Raw genomic sequence first — 18,971 nt, 5'->3', positions numbered from 1 at the left:
CTTGCTTGCTACCACCACGGGCCGCCTCACTCTCTAGGGACGAACGGGCTTGAACAGATCGATGGAAATCATCTTGTACATCCCGCTCAACGGCACCATGCGCTTGATATCCATCTGGTAGAAATCGGCTGTCGGACTGATAGAGGCCGGCATGCTCGGCGTACAGCCAGTCAAGCTGTAGAGATTCATGTAGTCGGCATTGGGGTCGCCCACGGTGCCCTGGCGCATGGAAAGTGTACAACGCAAGCTGCCCTTGAGCCCCGGGCCGCCATCACCCTGGACCTCCAACCGCAGCGGACAGACGCCCATGCGCCGCCCACCCATCCAGGGGTCCTGGGCTTGTGGACATTCCTGATCGCCGACAGTGGCCATGACCTGCCCCACCAGTTGGCGCAAATCCTTGTTCTGATCAGGCCAGACCTCACCGTTGTCCACCATGCGGTCCTTGATGAACAACGTGTAGCGCACCGGAAAGCCGACTTTGTTGTTCAGCATGAAAGAGCCCTGGGAATAGGCCAGTTTCTCGTCGGCCTTGCATCCGGCGCGGTTACTGACGGCGAATTCGGTGGTGTTGAGGTTGGTAACGCTCGTTCCACCGCGCAGCTTGATCAGGCACTGGGCCTGCCGACCATCGGTGCAACTGTTTTCGACGATATGGAAGCCGTTGCTGTGTACCGCGCTGTCATCAATGACAAAGCCATTGAAGTTGGTCATGTCGCTGGGGAGCACCCGGTTGACCCGCAGATCCACAAGAAACGCGCCATCCTGGGCAACCGAGGGTTCCAGATTCATGGAAAAGCGGGCATTGCACTGCTGCTTCAAGGTCACCCTGAAGTCTTGCGCATCGGGCAACCCTCCAAAGATACCGCCAATACCGAAAGGCAGGCCCAGCACACCGCCGAGCACAGTCAGTATTCCCGAAACAGCAGACTTGGCACCGGCATAGGCCTGCATTTCCGCGTTGGTCATGCTGCCATACGAGGCGTTGCTGAAGTTATTCGTCTGTGACCACCTGAAGCTCGTGGTGGAACGAATGGTGCCACTCACGCGGGCTTCATCGCAGGCACCTCGCTCTTGGCAGAACTTGAGATTGAAGCCCCAGTCCTTGCTGAACAGATCGACGATATTGATGACCGGTTTCTTCAGTGCCATCACCAGCACTCCCTGCTGACGCGACCCAATCACCACCGGCCCTGCCTCCGTCCCCTTGAGAGTGGCGTACCGAGGCACATCAATGGGGTACTTGCGCTCGAAATCCGCCGCGTTGACATTGAATGCAGGTTCGAAAGTGATTGGGTAGTCACCCTCGTTCTCGATCAGCACCGTGATGAAATCAGGTTCGGCAGCCTGGGCTTTCAAGCAGCCCATCGCACTCAATAACACACCTGTCAACAGGACACTCTTGCGATAGGTGGAGCGTACGGATCTGTCCATCATCAATCCTTGATTGTAAATCCCGCTCATTACTCTAAATGGTTTATGTCAAATCGCCATCTTTTAGGCGCAAGCCGCTACCGTAGGCTGATCAGCCCCACCTCGATGCTCGTTTCTGGACAGACAACCTGGTCTTGCAACCCGATGAAACGCACGGCGTGGCACCGCCGGCCGTCCTGCGGAGTCTTGCTTGCCAAGCAGCCACAAACGACAGGTCAGCTTTTCATCCAGGACGACGCTTGAGGGTCTGGCTGGGCAACTCCTTGAACAACGCCCGATAACTGCTGGAGAAACGCCCCAGGTGCCAGAACGACCAGTGCATCGCCACCTCGGCCACCGTGGTTTCCTGTGGAGTGCGACTGCGCAGCTCGCGATGGGCGCTGTTGAGCCGGCGCAGGCGCAGCCATTGGCTGGGAGCCATGCCGGTAAAGGCCTTGAAGGCGCTCTGCAACTGGCGCAGGGACACCCCGGCGACCTGGGCCAGTTCCAGCAGGTTGAGGGTTTCCTCGGGCAGGTCGGCGGCCCATTGCGCGACCCGCTGCATGATGGCCCGTTCCTCCGTGCGCCGTTGCAGGCCATCGCGGTCCAGGCGCACGCAAGCGCTGTCGAGAATGTACAGGCAGTCATCGAGCAACTGCTGGGTCAGGGCTTCCCGGCTGGGTGGATCGAGGGTCTGTGACAAGCGCGTCAAGGTCGCGCTGAGCCAGCGGCAGAACAACGCGTTCTGCTGGCAGGTCAAGGGCGCCATGAACAGGCCATCCAGGCGTTCGACCCCCAGGCCCTGGCCCTGGACGAACTCGGGGCCGAACACCACCGCCACTTCCTGGTAGTTCTCGGGGGTGATCCAGATATTACGGCTCTCGCCATTGAGCACGTACAGCGCGTTGTCGCTGCGATCGAAGCAGAACGCCAGGGCGCCTTCGGGGGCATTGAAGTTCTGTTCGACCCGGGTATTCATGCGCTCTTCGTAGATTTGCACGCCCTGCAGGTCCAGGTAACGCACCAGGCCATTGAAATGCCCGGGGGACATCTGCCGGTACTGCTGGACCCAACCGGGGGTGGCCCGGACCTGGTCGATCACATCGAAGGCCTTGAAAGCCTGGACTTGAAGCGGATTGGACGTCGTCATGGGAAGACCTTACGCACTCTTTTGGTGCGTTTTGCGTCTGTTGAAAGTGGATAGATGGAACCACAAGGCTCGCCCAAGATAGTCGCCAATGCACCGCAGGGGAAGCCTTGCCGGGATACTCCCGCTCACCTGGGTGCAGATGAAAACAATCATCGAGGTCTTTATGAACGCCCCTTTCGATCAGCTTTCCTCATGGCTGAAAGAGCACAAGATTACCGAAGTAGAGTGCGTGGTCAGCGACCTGACCGGCATTGCCCGCGGCAAGATCGCACCCACCAACAAGTTCCTGCATGAGCGAGGCATGCGCCTGCCGGAAAGTGTCCTGCTGCAAACGGTAACCGGGGATTTTGTCGACGACGACCTGTACTACGAACTGCTGGACCCGGCTGACATCGACATGCTCTGTCGTCCCGATCCCTCGTCGATCTACCTGGTGCCCTGGGCCCTGGAACCCACGGCCATCGTCATCCACGACACATTCGACAAGTTCGGCAACCCCATCGAACTGTCGCCACGCAATGTGCTGAAGAAAGTCCTGCAGCTCTACACCGACAAGGGCTGGCAGCCGATCGTGGCTCCGGAAATGGAGTTCTACCTGACCCAGCGTTGTGAAGACCCGGACCTGCCGCTGCAAGCGCCCCTGGGACGCTCTGGACGTGCCGAGAGCGGCCGGCAGTCATTCTCCATCGATGCCGCCAACGAATTCGACCCACTGTTCGAGGACGTCTACGACTGGTGCGAAGCCCAGGGCCTGGACCTCGATACGCTGATCCACGAAGACGGCCCGGCGCAGATGGAGATCAACTTCCGCCATGGCGACGCCCTGGACCTGGCGGACCAGATCACCGTGTTCAAGCGCACCCTGCGCGAGGCCGCGCTCAAGCACAACGTCACCGCCACCTTCATGGCCAAGCCGATCACCGATGAGCCCGGCAGCGCCATGCACCTGCACCAGAGCGTGGTGGACATCGCCACCGGCAAGCCGGTGTTCACCAACGACGACGGCAGCATGAGCGAGCTGTTCCTGCAGCACATCGGCGGATTGCAGAAGTACATCCCCAAGGTGCTGCCGATGTTCGCCCCCAACGTCAACTCGTTCCGCCGCTTCCTGCCGGATACCTCGGCCCCGGTGAACGTCGAATGGGGCGTGGAAAACCGCACCGCCGGCCTGCGGGTACCGACCTCCAGCCCGGAAGCCACGCGGGTGGAAAACCGCTTGCCCGGTGCCGATGCCAACCCCTACCTGGCGATCGCCGCGAGCCTGCTGTGCGGCTACCTGGGCATGGTCGAAGGCATTGCCCCCAGCGCGGCAGTGGAAGGCCGCGCCTACGAGCGACGCAACCTGCGCCTGCCGATCACCATCGAGGACGCCCTGGCGCACATGGAGGAATGCCCGGTCATCGAGCAGTACCTGGGGCGCAAGTTCGTGCGTGGCTATGTCGCGGTCAAGCGTGCCGAGAACGAGAACTTCAAGCGGGTGATCAGCTCCTGGGAACGCGAGTTCCTGCTGCTCAGCGTTTGATCCGGCGATTTTTCGAACAACAAAAACATCCCACAGAGGTGTCGAATATGCGTCTATTCAAAGCAGTGATCCCGGTCGCCCTGGCGACCCTGTGCAGCACCGCCGCCCAGGCCGAACCCAGCGTCAGCGTGTACAACTGGAGCGACTACATAGGCAAGACGACCCTGGCCGACTTCCAGGCCCAGACCGGGATCAAGGTGATCTACGATGTGTTCGACTCCAACGAGACCCTGGAAGGCAAGCTGCTGGCCGGACGTACCGGCTACGACGTGGTGGTGCCTTCCAACCACTTCCTCACCCGCCAGGTGAAGGCCGGGGCCTTCCTCAAGCTGGACCGGACGCAACTGCCCAACTGGAAGAACCTGGACCCGAAGCTGATGACCCTGTTGCAGCAGAACGATCCCGGCAACCAGTACTCGGTGCCCTACCTGTGGGGCACCAATGGCATTGGCTACAACGTCGACAAGGTCAAGCAGGTGCTGGGCATCGACCATATCGACTCCTGGGCGGTGCTGTTCGAACCGCAGAACCTGAAGAAGCTGGCGCAATGCGGGGTCTCGCTGATGGACTCGCCCGATGAAGTCATGCCGGCGATGCTCAACTACCTGGGCCTGGACCCCAACAGCCAATCGACGGCCGATTACCAGAAGGCCGAGGCCAAGCTGTTGAGCCTGCGCCCCTACATCACCTACTTCCACTCCTCCAAGTACGTCTCGGACCTGGCCAACGGCAATATCTGCGTGGCGTTCGCCTACTCCGGCGATGCCTTCCAGGCCGCCAACCGGGCCAGGGAAGCCAAGAATGGAGTGAACATCGCCTACGCGATTCCCAAGGAAGGCAGCAACCTGTGGTTCGACCTGATGGCCATTCCCGCGGACGCCGCCAATACCAAACAGGCCCATGCCTTCATCAACTACCTGCTGGACCCGCAAGTGATCGCCAAGGTCAGCGCCCAGGTCGGCTATGCCAACCCCACGCCGTCCTCCCAGCAGTACATGGACGCCCAGCTGGTGAACGATCCCGAGGTCTACCCACCCAAGGAGGTGCTGGACAAGCTGTACATCGCCAGCACTCCATCTCCCGCGATCATGCGCGTCATGACTCGCTCGTGGAGCAAAGTGAAGTCCAACAAATGAACCAGCCACTCTCCCTGGGCGGTGCCAACGGGCACGCCCACTCCTATTACGCGGCGTCGGTCGGTGCCCTGCCCGGCTACCCATCCCTGGAAGGCGACCTGCAAGCCGACGTCTGCGTGGTTGGCGGCGGCTTCACCGGGGTCAACACCGCCATCGAGCTGGCCCAGCGCGGGCTCACGGTGATCCTCCTGGAGGCCCGGCGCATCGGCTGGGGCGCCAGCGGGCGCAACGGCGGGCAACTGATCCGCGGCATCGGCCATGACATCAGCGGCTTTGCCCGCTATGTCGGCCAGGAAGGACTGAAATACCTGGAACAGGCCGGTATCGAATCGGTGCAGGTGGTGGGCCAGCGTATCGCCAAGCACGGGATCGACTGCGACCTGCGCTGGGGGTTCTGCGAACTGGCCAATACCCCAGCCCAGTTCGCCGCATTCCAAAGCGAACAGGAGCACCTGCTGAGCCTGGATTATCGCCATGCCACCCGCCTGGTGGCGGCCCGGGACATGCACCAGGTAGTGGCCTCCAAGGCCTACGCCGGAGGCCTGGTGGACATGGGCTCAGGCCACCTGCACCCACTCAAGCTGGTGGTGGGCGAAGCCCGGGTAGCGACGTCCCTGGGCGTGCGGATCTTCGAGCACAGCCCGGTGCTGGAGCTAGGCCACGGCGATAGCGTGAAGCTGCGCTGCGCCAGGGGCACCGTGCGAGCCGGACGCCTGGTGCTGGCGTGCAACGCTCACCTGGAGGACCTGGAGCCGCGCCTGAGCGGCAAGGTCTTGCCCGCGGGTAGCTACATCATCGCCAGCGAACCGCTGCCGGAACCTCTGGCCAGGCAGTTGATCCCGGACAACCTGGCACTGTGCGACCAGAAAGTCGGCCTCGACTATTACCGGCTGACCGCCGACCGGCGCCTGCTGTTCGGTGGGGCCTGCCATTACTCCGGCCGCGATCCAGCGGATATCGCCGGCTACATGCGGCCGAAGATGCTCAAGGTGTTCCCACAACTGGGGGACATCGGTATCGACTTCCAGTGGGGTGGCAAGATCGGCATCACCGCCAACCGCTTCCCCCAGGTCGGACGCCTGCGCCAGTTCCCCAACGTGTACTACGCCCAGGGGTACTCCGGACATGGACTTAACGTCACCCACTGGACCGCGCGGCTGCTGGCCGAGGCGATCCATGCCGGCCACAGCCAGGGCCTGGACGTGTTCAGCGCGGTACCGCACATGACCTTTCCCGGCGGGCCCGCCTTGCGTGCGCCCTTGCTGGCCCTGGGCATGCTCTGGCATCGGCTGCGTGAAGTCCTGGGTTGACGGCCCGCCTCCCAGGGCTCGAGAAGTGAGCGCATGGCAAGGTTCACAAAAAGCGCCTGTGCAGGAAGTCCAGCAGCCGGTGGTTGACCTGCTGCGCACGCTCGCTCTGGATCCAGTGCCCACACCCTTGCAGCACATGCTGCTCCAGGTCGGCGACCCGGTCGGGCATGCGCTTGAGGGTATGGGCCTCCAGCACGCCGACCGGATCGCGATCGCCCAACAGGAACAACGTAGGCTGTATGACCCGGGCTTGCGCAAGAAACTCGGTACGCTGCCAATTGCGCTCGAAATTGCGGTACCAGTTCAAGGCCGGGCGAAATCCCCTGCCAACGAAAGCCTGCCGATAGACCTGGAAATCGTCCTCCGGGCACCAGCTGGGCAAGCTGTCGGGGATGGTCACGCCATCGAACAATCGGGAGTCGGCCGGCTTGGGTTGCAGCAGGGCCTCGATATTGCCCATGAACAACCGCAGGCTGGTATCGATGTCAGCGTCGAGCTCGGCCTCGGCCACGCCCGGTTCCTGGAAATACAGGATGTAGTTGAAATGCCCACCGTGCACCTGGCGCATGATCTCGCTGGCCGGGCGCTTGGGCCGCCCGGCAAAGGGCACCGACATCGTCACCAGCGCCGCCACCCGCTGCGGCTCCAACAGAGCCAGGTGCCAGGCCACCGGCGCCCCCCAGTCGTGGCCAACCATGCACACCCGCTCGTGACCGAAGGCCTCCATGGCCTGCTGGATATCGGCGCACAGGGTCAGCAGGTCGTAGTCTGCTATCGCCTGGGGAGCGGAGCTGCGGCCGTAGCCACGCATTTCCGGGACAAAGACCCGGAACCCGGCCGCCGCCAAAGCCGGCACCTGGTGCCGCCAGGAATGCCAGCACTCGGGAAAGCCGTGGAGCAGCCAAACGGGCCGGCCTTGCTCGGGGCCGGCCACCCAGACGCTGAGTTCGATGCCGTTGACGGCCAGAATGTGCTGCTGGAAGGAAGTCATGGCGAGGGCTCCTGGCAAGTGCCAGGAAAACCTAGCAGATGTCCTGCCAGGCATTGAGCATCATCGATCAGCCGAATGATGCGGGTGTCGGCTCTGCGCGGCGGACATCAGCTCAGGTGGATTCGCGAACTGCGGCGGCTGCGCAGCCGGTCGCAGCCTCGCCAGCTCGGCAGCGGCTACAGGTGCCCGGCCAGGGCATGGCTTTGCTGGCGGATCAGTCGCTGGGTCGCGAGGACCTTTTCCAGTGCCTGCTCTGAGTCCGGGTCCTGCATTGGCGCGCGGATCGCCGCCGATACCAGGCTGATCAGCTTGGCCATGACCTCGGCATCGGTGGCCGGGCGCCCCAGGCTCATCGCCTGCATCAACAGCCGCAACTCGGTGCCCGCCATCACCCCGGAAATCGCCTTGAGGGCGAACTGCAGGCGCACCCCCAGCTCGTTACGCGGCAGGTCCGGCAGGGCCAGGGCGAATGCCTTGAAGAAGCGTTCGAACACCGGCTGGTAGTGTTCCTTGAGGTACTCCTGGATGAAGGGCGAGGTATCGCTGTAGACCCGGCCAAGGAAGCGGATGAACGAACGACCTTCCACGCCGCCACTTTCATCACTGCGTTCCATGCCCATCGCCGGGGCGAACAACACCCCCAGCAGGGTTTCGCAATCCAGCGGCCCGTCGCTCTGCTCCTCGCACTTGGCCAAGAGCTCCAGGCGCTGATCATTGAGCGGCCCCAGGCGCTGCATCAGCAGGGCCTTCATCAGCGAGTCCTTGTCGCCGAAGTGATAGTTCACCGCCGCCAGGTTGACCTTGGCCCGTTCGGTGATCTGGCGCAGCAGCACGGCGTCGTAGCCGTACTTGATGAATAATGCCTCGGTCGCTTCCAGCAGTCGGGTCTTGGTGACATTGGGGGCACTGAGTTTCTTGGCGACCATGGAGGGCTAACCTTTACTGGATGAAAAACTGACCGTTCGAACAGTGTTTTAAAAAAAAATTTGATTTTTTATACCCGCGAGATTCCCTAAAAGCAAGGGCCTGAGGGACTCCTAAAGCGCCCATAGGCCGTTTTGTGACCAGTGGGTTCCTGCCCTGAACCTGTCAAAAAAAGCGCTCGATTACCCGCTCTAGACAGCTAGCGCACAGGAATGAACGCAGTTACTATTCAAACAAGTTTTTTAAAATAATAAATAAAACCAGAGCTTGGCGCTGCTCCAAAAAACTGCCCCGAAGACTCCCCCAGGTGTGGTTTTTTTCAGACAGTCCGTCGAGCCAGCCGGCGCAGTAAGCAATGACAGAGACGATAATCGAGCAAGGTTTCATCTCCCTGCAGGGCATAGGCAAGAGCTATCGGCTGGCGGAGCAACCGCTCCATATTCTCAAGAACGTCTCCTTGTCCATCCAGGCCGGTGAAAGCTGCGCCATCCTCGGTGCCTCCGGCTCTGGCAAGAGTACCCTGCTGAATATCCTCGGCCTGCTGGACCTGCCCGACAGCGGCGACTATCGCTTCGCTGGCCACGATATCTTCCGCGCCAGCCCCGATCAGCTGGCGGCGATCCGCAACCGCCAGATCGGCTTCGTGTTCCAGAGCTTCAACCTGCTGCCACGCCTGAGCGCACTGGACAACGTCGCCCTGCCCCTGAGCTACCGCGGGGTGGCACGGCGTGAGTCCCTGGAGCGAGCCATGCACATGCTCGACCAGGTCGGCCTCGGGCAGCGTGCCGACCACCGTCCGGCGGACCTGTCCGGCGGCCAGCGGCAACGGGTGGCCATCGCCCGGGCACTGGTGGGCGAACCCTCGGTCATCCTCGCCGACGAGCCCACCGGCAACCTCGACAGCCACACGGCCCGGGACATCATGGACCTGCTGCTGTCATTGAACCGTGAACGCCAGGTCACCCTGATCATCGTTACCCACGACCCCGGCATCGCCCAGCGCCTGGAGCGGCAAATCCGGGTCAACAACGGCGTGGTGCAAGAGGTCTGTCCGGCATGAGCCTGATGCTCGAGCAAAGCGCCAGCCAGCTGCTGCACGAAGCCTTCGTCAGCCTGCGGACCCTGGGCAAGCGCTCGATCCTGGCCCTGTTGGGCATCGTCATCGGCAGCTCCTCGGTGGTGGCCCTGATCAATATCGGCCATAACGCCGCCAAGGATGCCGCGGCGATCTTCCAGGACATGGGCACCGATACCCTTGCCGTACAGTTTCCCGATACATCCGGCAGCAAGGCCCGGATGCCTGCGGTCCTGGATATCGACTACCTGTACCAGCGCCTGCCACACATCCTGCATATCGCGCCCGTATCCCTGTTCAGCGGCCCGGTGGTCTTCCAGGGGCGGACCACCAATGCCGGCCTGGTAGGCGCTACCGCACCGCTGGCCCAGGCCATGCGCCTGCAATTGCTGGAAGGTCGTTTCCTCTCGGTATTCGATGCCGGTGAAACCTATGCGGTAATCGGCGCCAACATCGCCCGGACCTTGAGTACGCCCCATCACCCCCTGCGGCTAGGGGACCGGGTTCGGGTCAACGATTACCTGTTCCAGATCATCGGCATTCTGCGCGAACAACCCTCCGCGGTATTGATCCCGGTACAGACCAACGACTCACTGTTCATACCGCTGGAAGGCATGCGGCGAATTTCTCCCTCGCCACAGATCAGCAACCTCATCGCCCGCGCAGCCCCGGCACAGGATATGAACCACGTGGCCAGCGATCTGGAGCAAGCCTTGAAAAAACTCGTCCCAGGACGAGGCGTCGAGGTCCAGATACCACAGCAGATCATCGACGGCATGACCCGGCAAAGCCGCACCTTCGGCTATTTGCTGATGGCGCTGGGGGGGATCTCCCTGGTGGGCGGTGGCGTTGGAGTCATGAACGTGATGTTGATGAACGTCTCGGAACGGCGTCGGGAGATCGGTATCCGCATGGCCTTGGGGGCCCGGCGCCGGGACATTCGCAACCTGTTCCTGCTCGAGGCGGTGACCCTGACAGCCGTTGGGGCCTTGTCAGGGGCCCTCCTGGGAATCAGCGCCGCCTATCTCTATGCCCGGGTCTCCGGCTGGGAATTCGCCCTGGCGTCCACCTCACTGCCACTGGGTGTCGGTAGCACCTTGCTGATCGGCCTGTTCTTCGGCCTGTATCCGGCGCTTTCGGCTTCTGCCCTGCAACCGGTGGAGGCCTTGCGGGATGAGTGAACGTATCGTCGCCCTGTTGCTGTGGTCATGCCTGCTCAGCCCATTGGCCCTGGCCAAGGAGATGGATGTGCTCAGCCAGGCATCGGCCCCCAGCATGCGCAATATCGGTGGGCACCAGGACGGCGCCACACTGCTGAACCAGCAGGTCGACCTGACCCTTGCCGATGCCGTCTACCTGGGGCTGCGCAACAACCGCACAATCCGCAGCGCCTACCTGGACCGTGTCACGCAGAAATACGACTTGCTGGTCGCGGAAGACACCTTCAACCCCAAGCTCTCGATCAACGGCACCTACCAGGCCAACAGAGGCAGTGCGGACGGTGTACGCAACGCCACGCTCAAGCCCTCCTCGACCCTGCTCACCGAATACGGGACTCGGTTGAACCTGGCCTGGAACCAGGAGCTGAGCAATGCCAACCGTGCCGGTTACAACCGCCGGGACGGGCTGGACCTCTCCATTATCCAACCGCTGCTCAAGGGCGCCGGCTGGGATGTCACCACCGCACCCCTGCGCCTGGTACGCCTCAACGAGCAAGCCAATCGCCTGAACCTCAAGGCTGGCGTGGCGCAAACCATATCCGCCGTCATCAGCGCCTACCGCGATCTGCTTCGGGCCCAGGAGCAATTGACTATCGTGGAGGCGGCGCTCAAGCGGGCCAATGCCCTGCTCGACGTGAACCGGGCCCTGATTGCCGCCGGCCGGATGGCCGAATTCGAGATCGTGCAGACTGAGGCCGATATCGCCACCCAGGAACTGGGGGTCGAGGATGCGCGCAATCAGGTCGACAGCAATCGCTTGTCATTGCTGCGCCTGCTGGCGCTTGACCTGTCGGCCCGGGTTCGAGCCAGCGATGCGTTGCAGGCAACACAGATCAGCATCGGTCGCCAGGAGGCCTTGCGCCTGGCCCAAATCCAGCAGCCCAACTACCTGGCGACCCTGCTGGGCAGCCAGCAGGCCGATCTGAACCTGGTCGTGGCCAAGAGCCAGGGACTCTGGGATGTCTCCCTGGTCGCTGGCGCCAATCAGGTTCGCAATCGCTACGACAATGACAGCGGCAACGGTTCAAGGCGTAACTGGGACAGTTATGCCGGGGTCCAGGTACAAATTCCCATCGGTGACCCGAAGACCCGCCAGCAGGAAGTCCAGGCCCGGGTTGCCGTGGAGAAGCAGGAGCTGACCATCGCCGAAGCCCGTCAGGAACTGGAGCGCAATGTCAACGATGTAGTGCGCGACCTGGGGACGCGCTGGCGCCAATATGAGATCTCCCAGCGCGCCGTGGAGCTATCCCGGCGCAAGCTGGAAATCGAGCGGGAAAAGCTCAGCGCCGGACGCTCCAGCAACTTCCAGGTACTGAGCTATGAAAACGATTTGCGTACCAGCGAAAACGCGCGCCTGAATACCCTCATTGCCTATCTCAACGCCCAGACCCAACTGGACCTGACGCTGGGCACGACCTTGGAGACCTGGGACATTGAGCTCAACGACTTCTGATCCCAAGAAACTACGCAAACGCCGTATCCAGGTTGGCGTTGCCATCGCCCTGCTGGTGGTGGCCGGTGCCGTCGTGATCAGCTATCGCGCCCCGGCCGAGCCGCAACCCGGCAAAGGGCAGTGGATCGAAGTGAGCAACGCGCCATTGACCCACCAGATCGGCCTGGTGGGCAAGATCGAACCCTTGCAGACCATCAGCCTGGTAGCGCCCTTCGACGGCAATGTCCTGGCCAGCCTGGTGGAACAGGGCCAGCGGGTCGAAGCCGGCCAGGTGCTGCTGAAAATGGACCCGAGCCTGATCGAGATCCAGTTGCGCGAGGCCTTGTCGGTACAGCTCAAGGCGCGCCGCACAGTGCAGGAGTTGCAGGATTGGGACAACAGCCCCCAAGTGTCCAGGGCCCGACGCACCTTGCGAACCTCGCAGATGACCGTCAGCAATACCGAGCGCAAGCTCAACGAGAGCCAGAACCTGTTCAGCCGGGGCATCATCCCCCGCAACGAACTCGATGACCTGACCCAGCAATTGCAGACCCAACGCATGGACCTGACCGCGGCCCAGGGCGAGTTGCAGCAGGCACAGGAACAGGGCAAGGGCGAATACCGCCAGATCGCCGACATGGAACTGACCAATGCCACGGTCAAGTACGAAGCCCTGCGCGCTTTGCTTGCCGGCAAGGACGTCAAGGCGCCCTTTGCCGGGATCGTCGTGCCGGCACCCGGGATCACCCTGGCGCAAGCGGCCTCGGCCGCCACCTCGGGCTCGATCCAGAACGGTAGCAAGGTCGGCCAGGGCCAGGCGCTGTTCGGCCTGGCCAACATCGAGCAGCTGAAAATCGTCAGCAAGGTCTCGGAGCTGGATATCAACCAGCTACGCCAGGGCCAGAGCGTGGAGATTCTCGGCGATGGCTTCGATGGCGAGCGCCTTCGCGGCCAGGTGGACATCGTCAGCAGCCTCGCCCTGCCGGCAGATGCTTCGGGCGGCAGCGCCCAATTCCCCGTGACCCTGTCGGTTCCTAAACTGACCCAGGAACAACTGCAACGGGTACGCCTGGGCATGAGCGCCCGGCTCACCATCATTACCTACAGCAATGACCAGGCGATCGTGGTACCTCCCTCGGCGATCCAGCACAGCGCCGAGGGCATGAGCGTGGAGTATCGGACCGCAGCCGACCAGCCGCCCCGGCGGGTGCCCGTGACCACAGGCCAATCGACGGCCGAAGGCGTGGAAGTGTTCGGCCTGCAATCAGGCCAGGTACGACTGCCCGAGGGCCAGTGAGCGCGCTGGGAAGATATGGCTTGCCAGCCTTGAGGAAACTGCAGGCATAAAAAAGCGCCCCGCAGGGCAATGCCGATCGGTTAAAGACATCAGGCGCGAAGCTTGCCCGCGATGGACTGCAGAGCGCTGCGTTTATCCCGTAAACGCGCACTACCGCTCACGACCATCGCGAGCAAGCCTCGCTTCCACAATCACATGCCCGTTGCGCTCAGGTTCAGCGCAGGGCCCGGCGCAGGACCTTGCCGACCGTGGTCTTGGGCAGCTCTTCGACACGGAACTCGACGTAGCGCGGCACCTTGTAGCCGGTGAGGTACTCCCGGCAATGGGCCAGCAGTTGCTCCTGGGTAAGGTTCGGGTCCTTGCGTACCACGAAGATCTTCACCTTCTCCCCGGTGACTCCATCCTCGACGCCGATGGCCGCTACTTCCGCCACCCCGGGATGCAAGGCCACCACATCCTCGATCTCGTTGGGGTACACGTTGAAGCCAGACACCAGGATCATGTCCTTCTTGCGGTCCACCAAGCGGATGAAGCCCTTTTCGTTCATCACCCCGATATCGCCCGTAGAGAGCCAGCCGTGGCGGTCCAGGACCTTGGCGGTTTCCTCGGGTCGCTGCCAGTAACCCTTCATCACCTGCGGGCCGCGTACCTGCAACTCGCCCTCCTCGCCGATGTCCGCCAGTTGGCCGTCCTCGCGCATGAAGCGCACCCAGGTGGACGGCAACGGCACACCGATAGTGCCGCTGAAATCACTTTCGCGCACACGGGCGACCTCAATCGGGCTGATGCTCACCACCGGCGAGCATTCGGTCAGGCCGTAGCCCTCGACGATCGGTACCCCCGTCACCTCTTTCCAGCGCTGGGCCACGGCGGTGTGGGTGGCCATGCCTCCGGCAATCGTCAGCTTCAGGTCGGAGAAATCGCGCCCACGGAATTCCTCGTTCTCCAGCAAGCCATTGAACAAGGTGTTGACCCCGACGATGCCGCTGAACTTTTCCTTGCGCAGGATCATCTGCACCCGCTTCACGTCACGGGGGTTGGCGATCAGGATATTGCGCCCCCCCAGGCACATGAACATCAGGCAGTTCACCGTCAGCGACAGCACGTGGTACAGCGGCAGCAGGGTGACGTTGGTTTCCTGTTGGTTCTCGTCCAACTGGTCGCCGACCCAGGCCTTGGCCTGCATCAGGTTGGCCAGGATGTTGCGGTGGGTGAGCATGGCGCCCTTGGCATCGCCCGTGGTACCACCGGTGTACTGCAAGAAGGCGATGTCGTCCTGCGCAAGCTCCACCGGCCGGTACTCCAGCACGGCCGCCAGCTTCATCATCGCCGGGAAGCGAATGGAACCTGGCAGGTTGAACTTGGGAACCTGCTTCTGCACATGGCGCAGGACGAAATTCAGCGCCGCCCCCTTGAAGGTACCCACCAGGTCGCCGATGGAGGCCACCACGATGTTCTTCAACTTGCTGCCCGGCATGGCCTGTTCCAGGGTATGGGCGAAGTTCTCGAAGATCACCACGGTCTCGGCGCCGCTGTCCTTGAGCAGATGGCGCAGCTCATGGGCGGTGTACAGCGGGTTGACGTTGACCACCATGGCGCCGACCAGCAGCGTACCGAACAGGCAGATCGGGTACTGCAGGCTGTTGGGCATCATCAACGCCACCCGATCGCCCTTTTTCACCCCCTTGGACTGCAGCCACGCGGCGAAAGCGAACACGCGCTTTTCCCACAGGTCGTAGCCCATCTCGGTGCCGATGCTGACATAGGCCACCCGTTGTCGATACTTGTCCACGTGTTCGAGAAACACCTCGCGCAACGACGGGTAACGGTCGATGTCGGCTTCGATATCGCTGGGTACACCCGACATGTAAGCGTTGAGCCAGATACGCTCGGCAGGTTGCAGGCTTGCGACGCTCATGGGCAGTCTCCTTGTTATTTTATTTTTCGACGATGGCGGTTACACCCAGCCCGCCTGCTGCACAGACGGAAATCAGTCCGCGGCCTCCCCCGCGCTCGTGAATGGCCTTGGCCAGGGCCGCCAACAGCCGCCCACCGGTAGCGGCAAAAGGATGCCCGCACCCCAGGGAGCCGCCGTTGACGTTGAGTTTGGCCCGGTCGATGCTCCCCAGCGGCCCTTCGAGCCCGAGCTTGTCCCGGCAATAGTCGGCATCCTCCCAGGCCTTGAGGGTGCACAGCACCTGGGCAGCGAAGGCTTCGTGGATCTCATAGAAATCGAAGTCGCCAAGCCCCAGCCCCTCCCGGGCCAGCATGCGCGGTACTGCGTAGGCTGGCGCCATCAGCAGGCCCTCGGTGCCATCGACGAAGTTCACCGCCGCGGTCTCCCCGGTACGCAGGTAGGCCAGCACCGGCAGGTTGTTGGCCGCGGCCCACTCTTCGCTGGCCAGCAGCACCACCGAGGCGCCATCGGTCAAGGGTGTCGAATTGCCGGCCGTCAGGGTGCCGCTGTTGCGGTCATAGGCCGGCCCCAGCCCGGCGAGCTTTTCCAGGCTGGCGTCGGCCCGCAGGTTGTTGTCCCGCGCAAGGCCGCGATACGGCGTCATCAGGTCGTCGAAAAAGCCCCGCTGATAGGCCGCATTCAACCGTTGATGGCTGGCCAGGGTCAGTTCGTCCTGGGCCAGGCGCTTGATCTGCCAGCGCTTGGCCATTTCCTCGCAGTGCTCCCCCATGGACAGGCCGGTGCGCGGCTCGCCGTTACGCGGCAGCAATGGCTTGAAGAACATCCCCGGGCGCACCTTGAGCAGGCTGCGCAGCTTGTTGCCGGTACCCTTGGCGCGATTGGCCGCGAGCAAGGTGCGACGCAAGCCTTCGTTGATGCCGATGGGCGCATCGGAGGTGGTATCGGAGCCACCGGCAATACCCACCTCGATCTGCCCCAGGGCGATCTTGTTGGCCACCAGCAGCGCCGCCTCCAGCCCGGTACCGCAAGCCTGCTGGATATCGTAGGCCGGGGTCTGCGGCGACAACGTGGTGGACATCACACACTCACGGGCCAGGTTGAAGTCCCGCGAATGCTTGATCACCGCCCCCGCGGCGAACTCCCCCAGGCGTTGTCCGGCAAGGCCGAACCTGTCCACCAGGCCCTGCAGGGCCGCCACCAGCAGGTCCTGGTTACTGTCATTGGCATACACCGTGTTGGAACGGGCGAACGGAATCCGGTTACCACCGATGATCGCTACCCGACGCACCGGCGCCGGATTGAAACTGTACTCAGTCATTCCCGAGCTCCCCAGGTCAGTAGGCCGCGCATATGGGGCTTGTCGCCCGCGTTGTTGCGCACTTCGAATTCATGGCGCGGGCCGTCGGGCACGCGACTCCACAGGCTTACCGAGGCCGGTAGGAAAATCGGCAGCTTGAACTCGCAATCCAACTGCGCCACGGCCAGCGGATGCGGTGGTTGTTGCGCCGCCAGGGCCCGGCCCAGGGTCCACATGCCATGGGCGATGGGCCGACGGAAACCGAACAATCGCGCACCCAGCCAGGAGGTGTGGATCGGATTGAAGTCGCCGCTGACCTTGGCGAAACGTCGCCCCAGGTCCCCGGCCAGGCTCCAGCGTTGGGTGCGTATCAGGGCCTGTTCATCCAGCGCCAGTGCACCTGCCCAGGGTTCGCCCACAGGGTCGGAAACGCCGCGGCGCAGGTACAGGCTGTCGCCCTCCCAGACCAGCCCGCCACCACCGTAGGCACGGGTGGCGATGGACAGGGCCTGGCCCTTGGGATGGGCGACCCAGCGCTCGGCAAAGACTTCCAGGCGCAGGGCCTGGCCCTCCTCCAGGCGCTGATGCTGGCGAATGTGGTTGGCCAGGTGGACCATGCCACTGGCCGGATAGGGAAAGGTCCGGCTGGTGAGCAGCAACAGATGCAGGGGAAACGCCAGGGTATGGGGGAACGACAGCGGCACCCCATGCTCGCGGCGGAACCCGCAGGCCTGGGCATAACGGGCGACCTGTGCCGCCTGCAGCTCCACCGCCGGGCGCACCAGGCGCTCGGTGGGCAACGGCGGTGCGGTCTCAAGCTTGGGCTTGCGCAAGCCGCGCAGGCCGTCGTAGAGCAACTGGCCACGGGACGGTGGCGGCTCGATGATGCGAATCGCGGAATCGGCACTCATGGCTCAGGCTCCCAGCAGGCTTTGCCCGCAAACGCGGACCACCTGCCCATTGATCCCGCCGGAGGCGGGATGGGCCAGCCAGGCGATGGTCTCGGCCACATCCACCGCCTGCCCACCCTGGGACATGGAGTTCATCCGCCGTCCCGCCTCGCGGATCATCAACGGGATCTTCGCGGTCATCTGGGTTTCGATGAACCCCGGGGCCACGCCGTTGACTGTGATCTGCTGGCGCGCCGCCAACGGCGCCAGGGCCTGGACAAGGCCGATGACCCCGGCCTTGGAGGTGGCGTAGTTGCTCTGGCCGAGGTTGCCGGCGATACCGGAAATCGACGACACGCAGACAATCCGCCCGCCCGGATTGAGCCCCTGCCCCTCCAGCAGCGCCTGGCTGAGCAGCAACGGCGCTTCCAGGTTGACGGCCATGACCTTGCGCCAGGCGGCCTCGGTCATCTTCGCCAGGGTCTTGTCCAGGGTGATGCCGGCGTTGTGCACCACGATATCGAAGGCGCCCTGCTCAGCGACGAACGCCAGCAGGCGCTGGCCAGCATCGGCCGCGGTGATGTCCAGGGCCAGGGCGTTGCCACCCAGGCTGGCGGCGGCCTGTTGCAGCTCGACCTCGCTCTGCGGGATGTCCAGGCACACCACCTGGGCGCCTTCGCGGGCCAGGACCTTGGCAATGGCCAGGCCGATGCCACGACAGGCACCGGTAACCAGGGCCCGGCGCCCCCCCAGGGGCCGCTCCCAATCCAGCTGCCGAGGCACATCCACCGGTTCGCCGATGCGCACCACCTGGCCCGAGACATAAGCCGAGCGCCGGGACAGGAAGAAACGCAGGCTGCTGTCCAGTTCCGCTTCGGCACCGGGCTCGACATACAGCAGTTGTACGGTGATGGCCCGGCGCAGTTCCTTGCCCAGGGAACGCACGAAACCCTCCAGCGAACGCTGGGCCACCGCCTGGGCCAGTTCGGTGCAACGTTCCGGTGGCGTCCCCAGGATCACGACTCGGCCATGGGCGGTCAGGCGCCGGACGTTGGCATGGAAGAAGCGATACAGCTCATCGAGCTGGGCGACGTCGCCCAGCCCGGTGGCATCGAACACCACGCCCTGGACCTTCACGGTCGAGGGCGCGTTGATGCTTGCGGCCTGCGCCGCCACGATATCGGTGGCGGCAAAGATCCGTTGCAACTCGCCCAACAGGCGCCCCTCGGGCGCCGCAGCGAGAATCACCGGGTTGATCAGGTTGCCGCCCTGCCCCTCGCGGTTGCGTTGCAGCGGCACCGGTTGTGGCAGGCCGGTGCGCTGGGCCAGCCAGCGCCCCCACCCGGAATTGACGAACGAAAGATAACCGTCGGACATATATGGATTCCAATCAAAA

Annotated in this window: 15 protein-coding genes; 7 read left to right on the top strand and 8 right to left on the bottom strand. The window is 63.2% G+C overall.

What is annotated here, in order from left to right; all coding sequences use genetic code 11:
• Positions 1 to 33 precede the first annotated feature (33 nt).
• Both I9018_RS14915 and I9018_RS14910 read right to left on the bottom strand, forming a co-directional pair.
• A complete protein-coding gene (locus I9018_RS14915) occupies positions 34 to 1,464 on the bottom strand; it encodes a hypothetical protein (RefSeq protein ID WP_241109940.1) in 1,431 nt (476 codons plus the stop codon).
• Between the two features lie 193 nt (positions 1,465 to 1,657).
• A complete protein-coding gene (locus I9018_RS14910) occupies positions 1,658 to 2,563 on the bottom strand; it encodes a helix-turn-helix domain-containing protein (protein ID WP_241109939.1) in 906 nt (301 codons plus the stop codon).
• A gap of 163 nt (positions 2,564 to 2,726) precedes the next feature.
• Between I9018_RS14910 and I9018_RS14905 the strand changes: the two genes are divergently transcribed.
• The 3 genes from I9018_RS14905 to I9018_RS14895 are packed head-to-tail and all read left to right on the top strand — an operon-like array spanning position 2,727 to position 6,531.
• A complete protein-coding gene (locus tag I9018_RS14905; RefSeq protein WP_068576105.1) occupies positions 2,727 to 4,085 on the top strand; it encodes a glutamine synthetase family protein in 1,359 nt (452 codons plus the stop codon).
• A gap of 47 nt (positions 4,086 to 4,132) precedes the next feature.
• Positions 4,133 to 5,221: a polyamine ABC transporter substrate-binding protein gene (locus I9018_RS14900; protein WP_241109938.1), complete on the top strand. Its 1,089-nt coding sequence runs from the start codon at positions 4,133 to 4,135 to the stop codon at positions 5,219 to 5,221.
• Positions 5,218 to 6,531 (top strand): FAD-binding oxidoreductase, encoded by a 1,314-nt coding sequence (locus I9018_RS14895; RefSeq protein ID WP_241109937.1) that lies wholly within the window; start codon positions 5,218 to 5,220, stop codon positions 6,529 to 6,531. The genes I9018_RS14900 and I9018_RS14895 overlap by 4 nt, the downstream gene beginning before the upstream one ends.
• 43 nt (positions 6,532 to 6,574) lie before the next feature.
• Here the strand turns inward: I9018_RS14895 and I9018_RS14890 are convergent, their stop codons facing one another.
• Both I9018_RS14890 and I9018_RS14885 read right to left on the bottom strand, forming a co-directional pair.
• Positions 6,575 to 7,522, bottom strand: coding sequence for an alpha/beta hydrolase (locus I9018_RS14890; protein ID WP_241109936.1), 948 nt, complete (start codon positions 7,520 to 7,522; stop codon positions 6,575 to 6,577).
• 176 nt (positions 7,523 to 7,698) lie between these two features.
• Positions 7,699 to 8,448 (bottom strand): TetR/AcrR family transcriptional regulator, encoded by a 750-nt coding sequence (locus tag I9018_RS14885; protein ID WP_068576096.1) that lies wholly within the window; start codon positions 8,446 to 8,448, stop codon positions 7,699 to 7,701.
• A 353-nt stretch (positions 8,449 to 8,801) separates the two neighbouring features.
• On the opposite strand from I9018_RS14885, the gene I9018_RS14880 reads away from it, so the two are divergent.
• Genes I9018_RS14880 through I9018_RS14865 form a run of 4 tightly spaced genes read left to right on the top strand, consistent with a single transcriptional unit; the run spans position 8,802 to position 13,470 of the window.
• A complete protein-coding gene (locus I9018_RS14880) occupies positions 8,802 to 9,506 on the top strand; it encodes an ABC transporter ATP-binding protein (protein WP_068576094.1) in 705 nt (234 codons plus the stop codon).
• Positions 9,503 to 10,702 carry an ABC transporter permease gene (locus tag I9018_RS14875; protein ID WP_068576092.1) on the top strand — a complete coding sequence of 400 codons (1,200 nt, stop codon included), beginning with the start codon at positions 9,503 to 9,505 and terminating at the stop codon, positions 10,700 to 10,702. The genes I9018_RS14880 and I9018_RS14875 overlap by 4 nt, the downstream gene beginning before the upstream one ends.
• Complete coding sequence (locus tag I9018_RS14870; protein WP_241109935.1) at positions 10,695 to 12,194, top strand: TolC family protein; 1,500 nt, start codon at positions 10,695 to 10,697, stop codon at positions 12,192 to 12,194. Before I9018_RS14875 ends, I9018_RS14870 begins: the two co-directional genes overlap by 8 nt.
• Positions 12,195 to 12,219: 25 nt before the next feature.
• Complete coding sequence (locus I9018_RS14865; RefSeq protein ID WP_241110147.1) at positions 12,220 to 13,470, top strand: HlyD family efflux transporter periplasmic adaptor subunit; 1,251 nt, start codon at positions 12,220 to 12,222, stop codon at positions 13,468 to 13,470.
• Positions 13,471 to 13,684: 214 nt separating this feature from the next.
• On the opposite strand, the gene I9018_RS14860 is transcribed toward I9018_RS14865, so the two are convergent.
• The 4 genes from I9018_RS14860 to I9018_RS14845 are packed head-to-tail and all read right to left on the bottom strand — an operon-like array spanning position 13,685 to position 18,952.
• The gene (locus I9018_RS14860) at positions 13,685 to 15,388 is read right to left on the bottom strand and encodes an AMP-binding protein (RefSeq protein ID WP_241109934.1); all 1,704 of its coding nucleotides are present in this window, start codon (positions 15,386 to 15,388) and stop codon (positions 13,685 to 13,687) included.
• Positions 15,389 to 15,407: 19 nt separating this feature from the next.
• On the bottom strand, positions 15,408 to 16,706 hold the full coding sequence (locus I9018_RS14855) for an acetyl-CoA C-acetyltransferase (RefSeq protein ID WP_241109933.1): 1,299 nt from the start codon (positions 16,704 to 16,706) through the stop codon (positions 15,408 to 15,410).
• The gene (locus I9018_RS14850) at positions 16,703 to 17,596 is read right to left on the bottom strand and encodes a MaoC/PaaZ C-terminal domain-containing protein (RefSeq protein ID WP_241109932.1); all 894 of its coding nucleotides are present in this window, start codon (positions 17,594 to 17,596) and stop codon (positions 16,703 to 16,705) included. Before I9018_RS14850 ends, I9018_RS14855 begins: the two co-directional genes overlap by 4 nt.
• A gap of 3 nt (positions 17,597 to 17,599) precedes the next feature.
• Positions 17,600 to 18,952 carry a 3-oxoacyl-ACP reductase gene (locus tag I9018_RS14845; protein ID WP_241109931.1) on the bottom strand — a complete coding sequence of 451 codons (1,353 nt, stop codon included), beginning with the start codon at positions 18,950 to 18,952 and terminating at the stop codon, positions 17,600 to 17,602.
• Positions 18,953 to 18,971: the final 19 nt, after the last annotated feature.

It is taken from the genome of Pseudomonas sp. MPFS, assembly GCF_022537035.1.
GTDB lineage: Bacteria > Pseudomonadota > Gammaproteobacteria > Pseudomonadales > Pseudomonadaceae > Aquipseudomonas > Aquipseudomonas sessilinigenes.
This window is presented reverse-complemented; position numbering and strand designations above follow the sequence as displayed.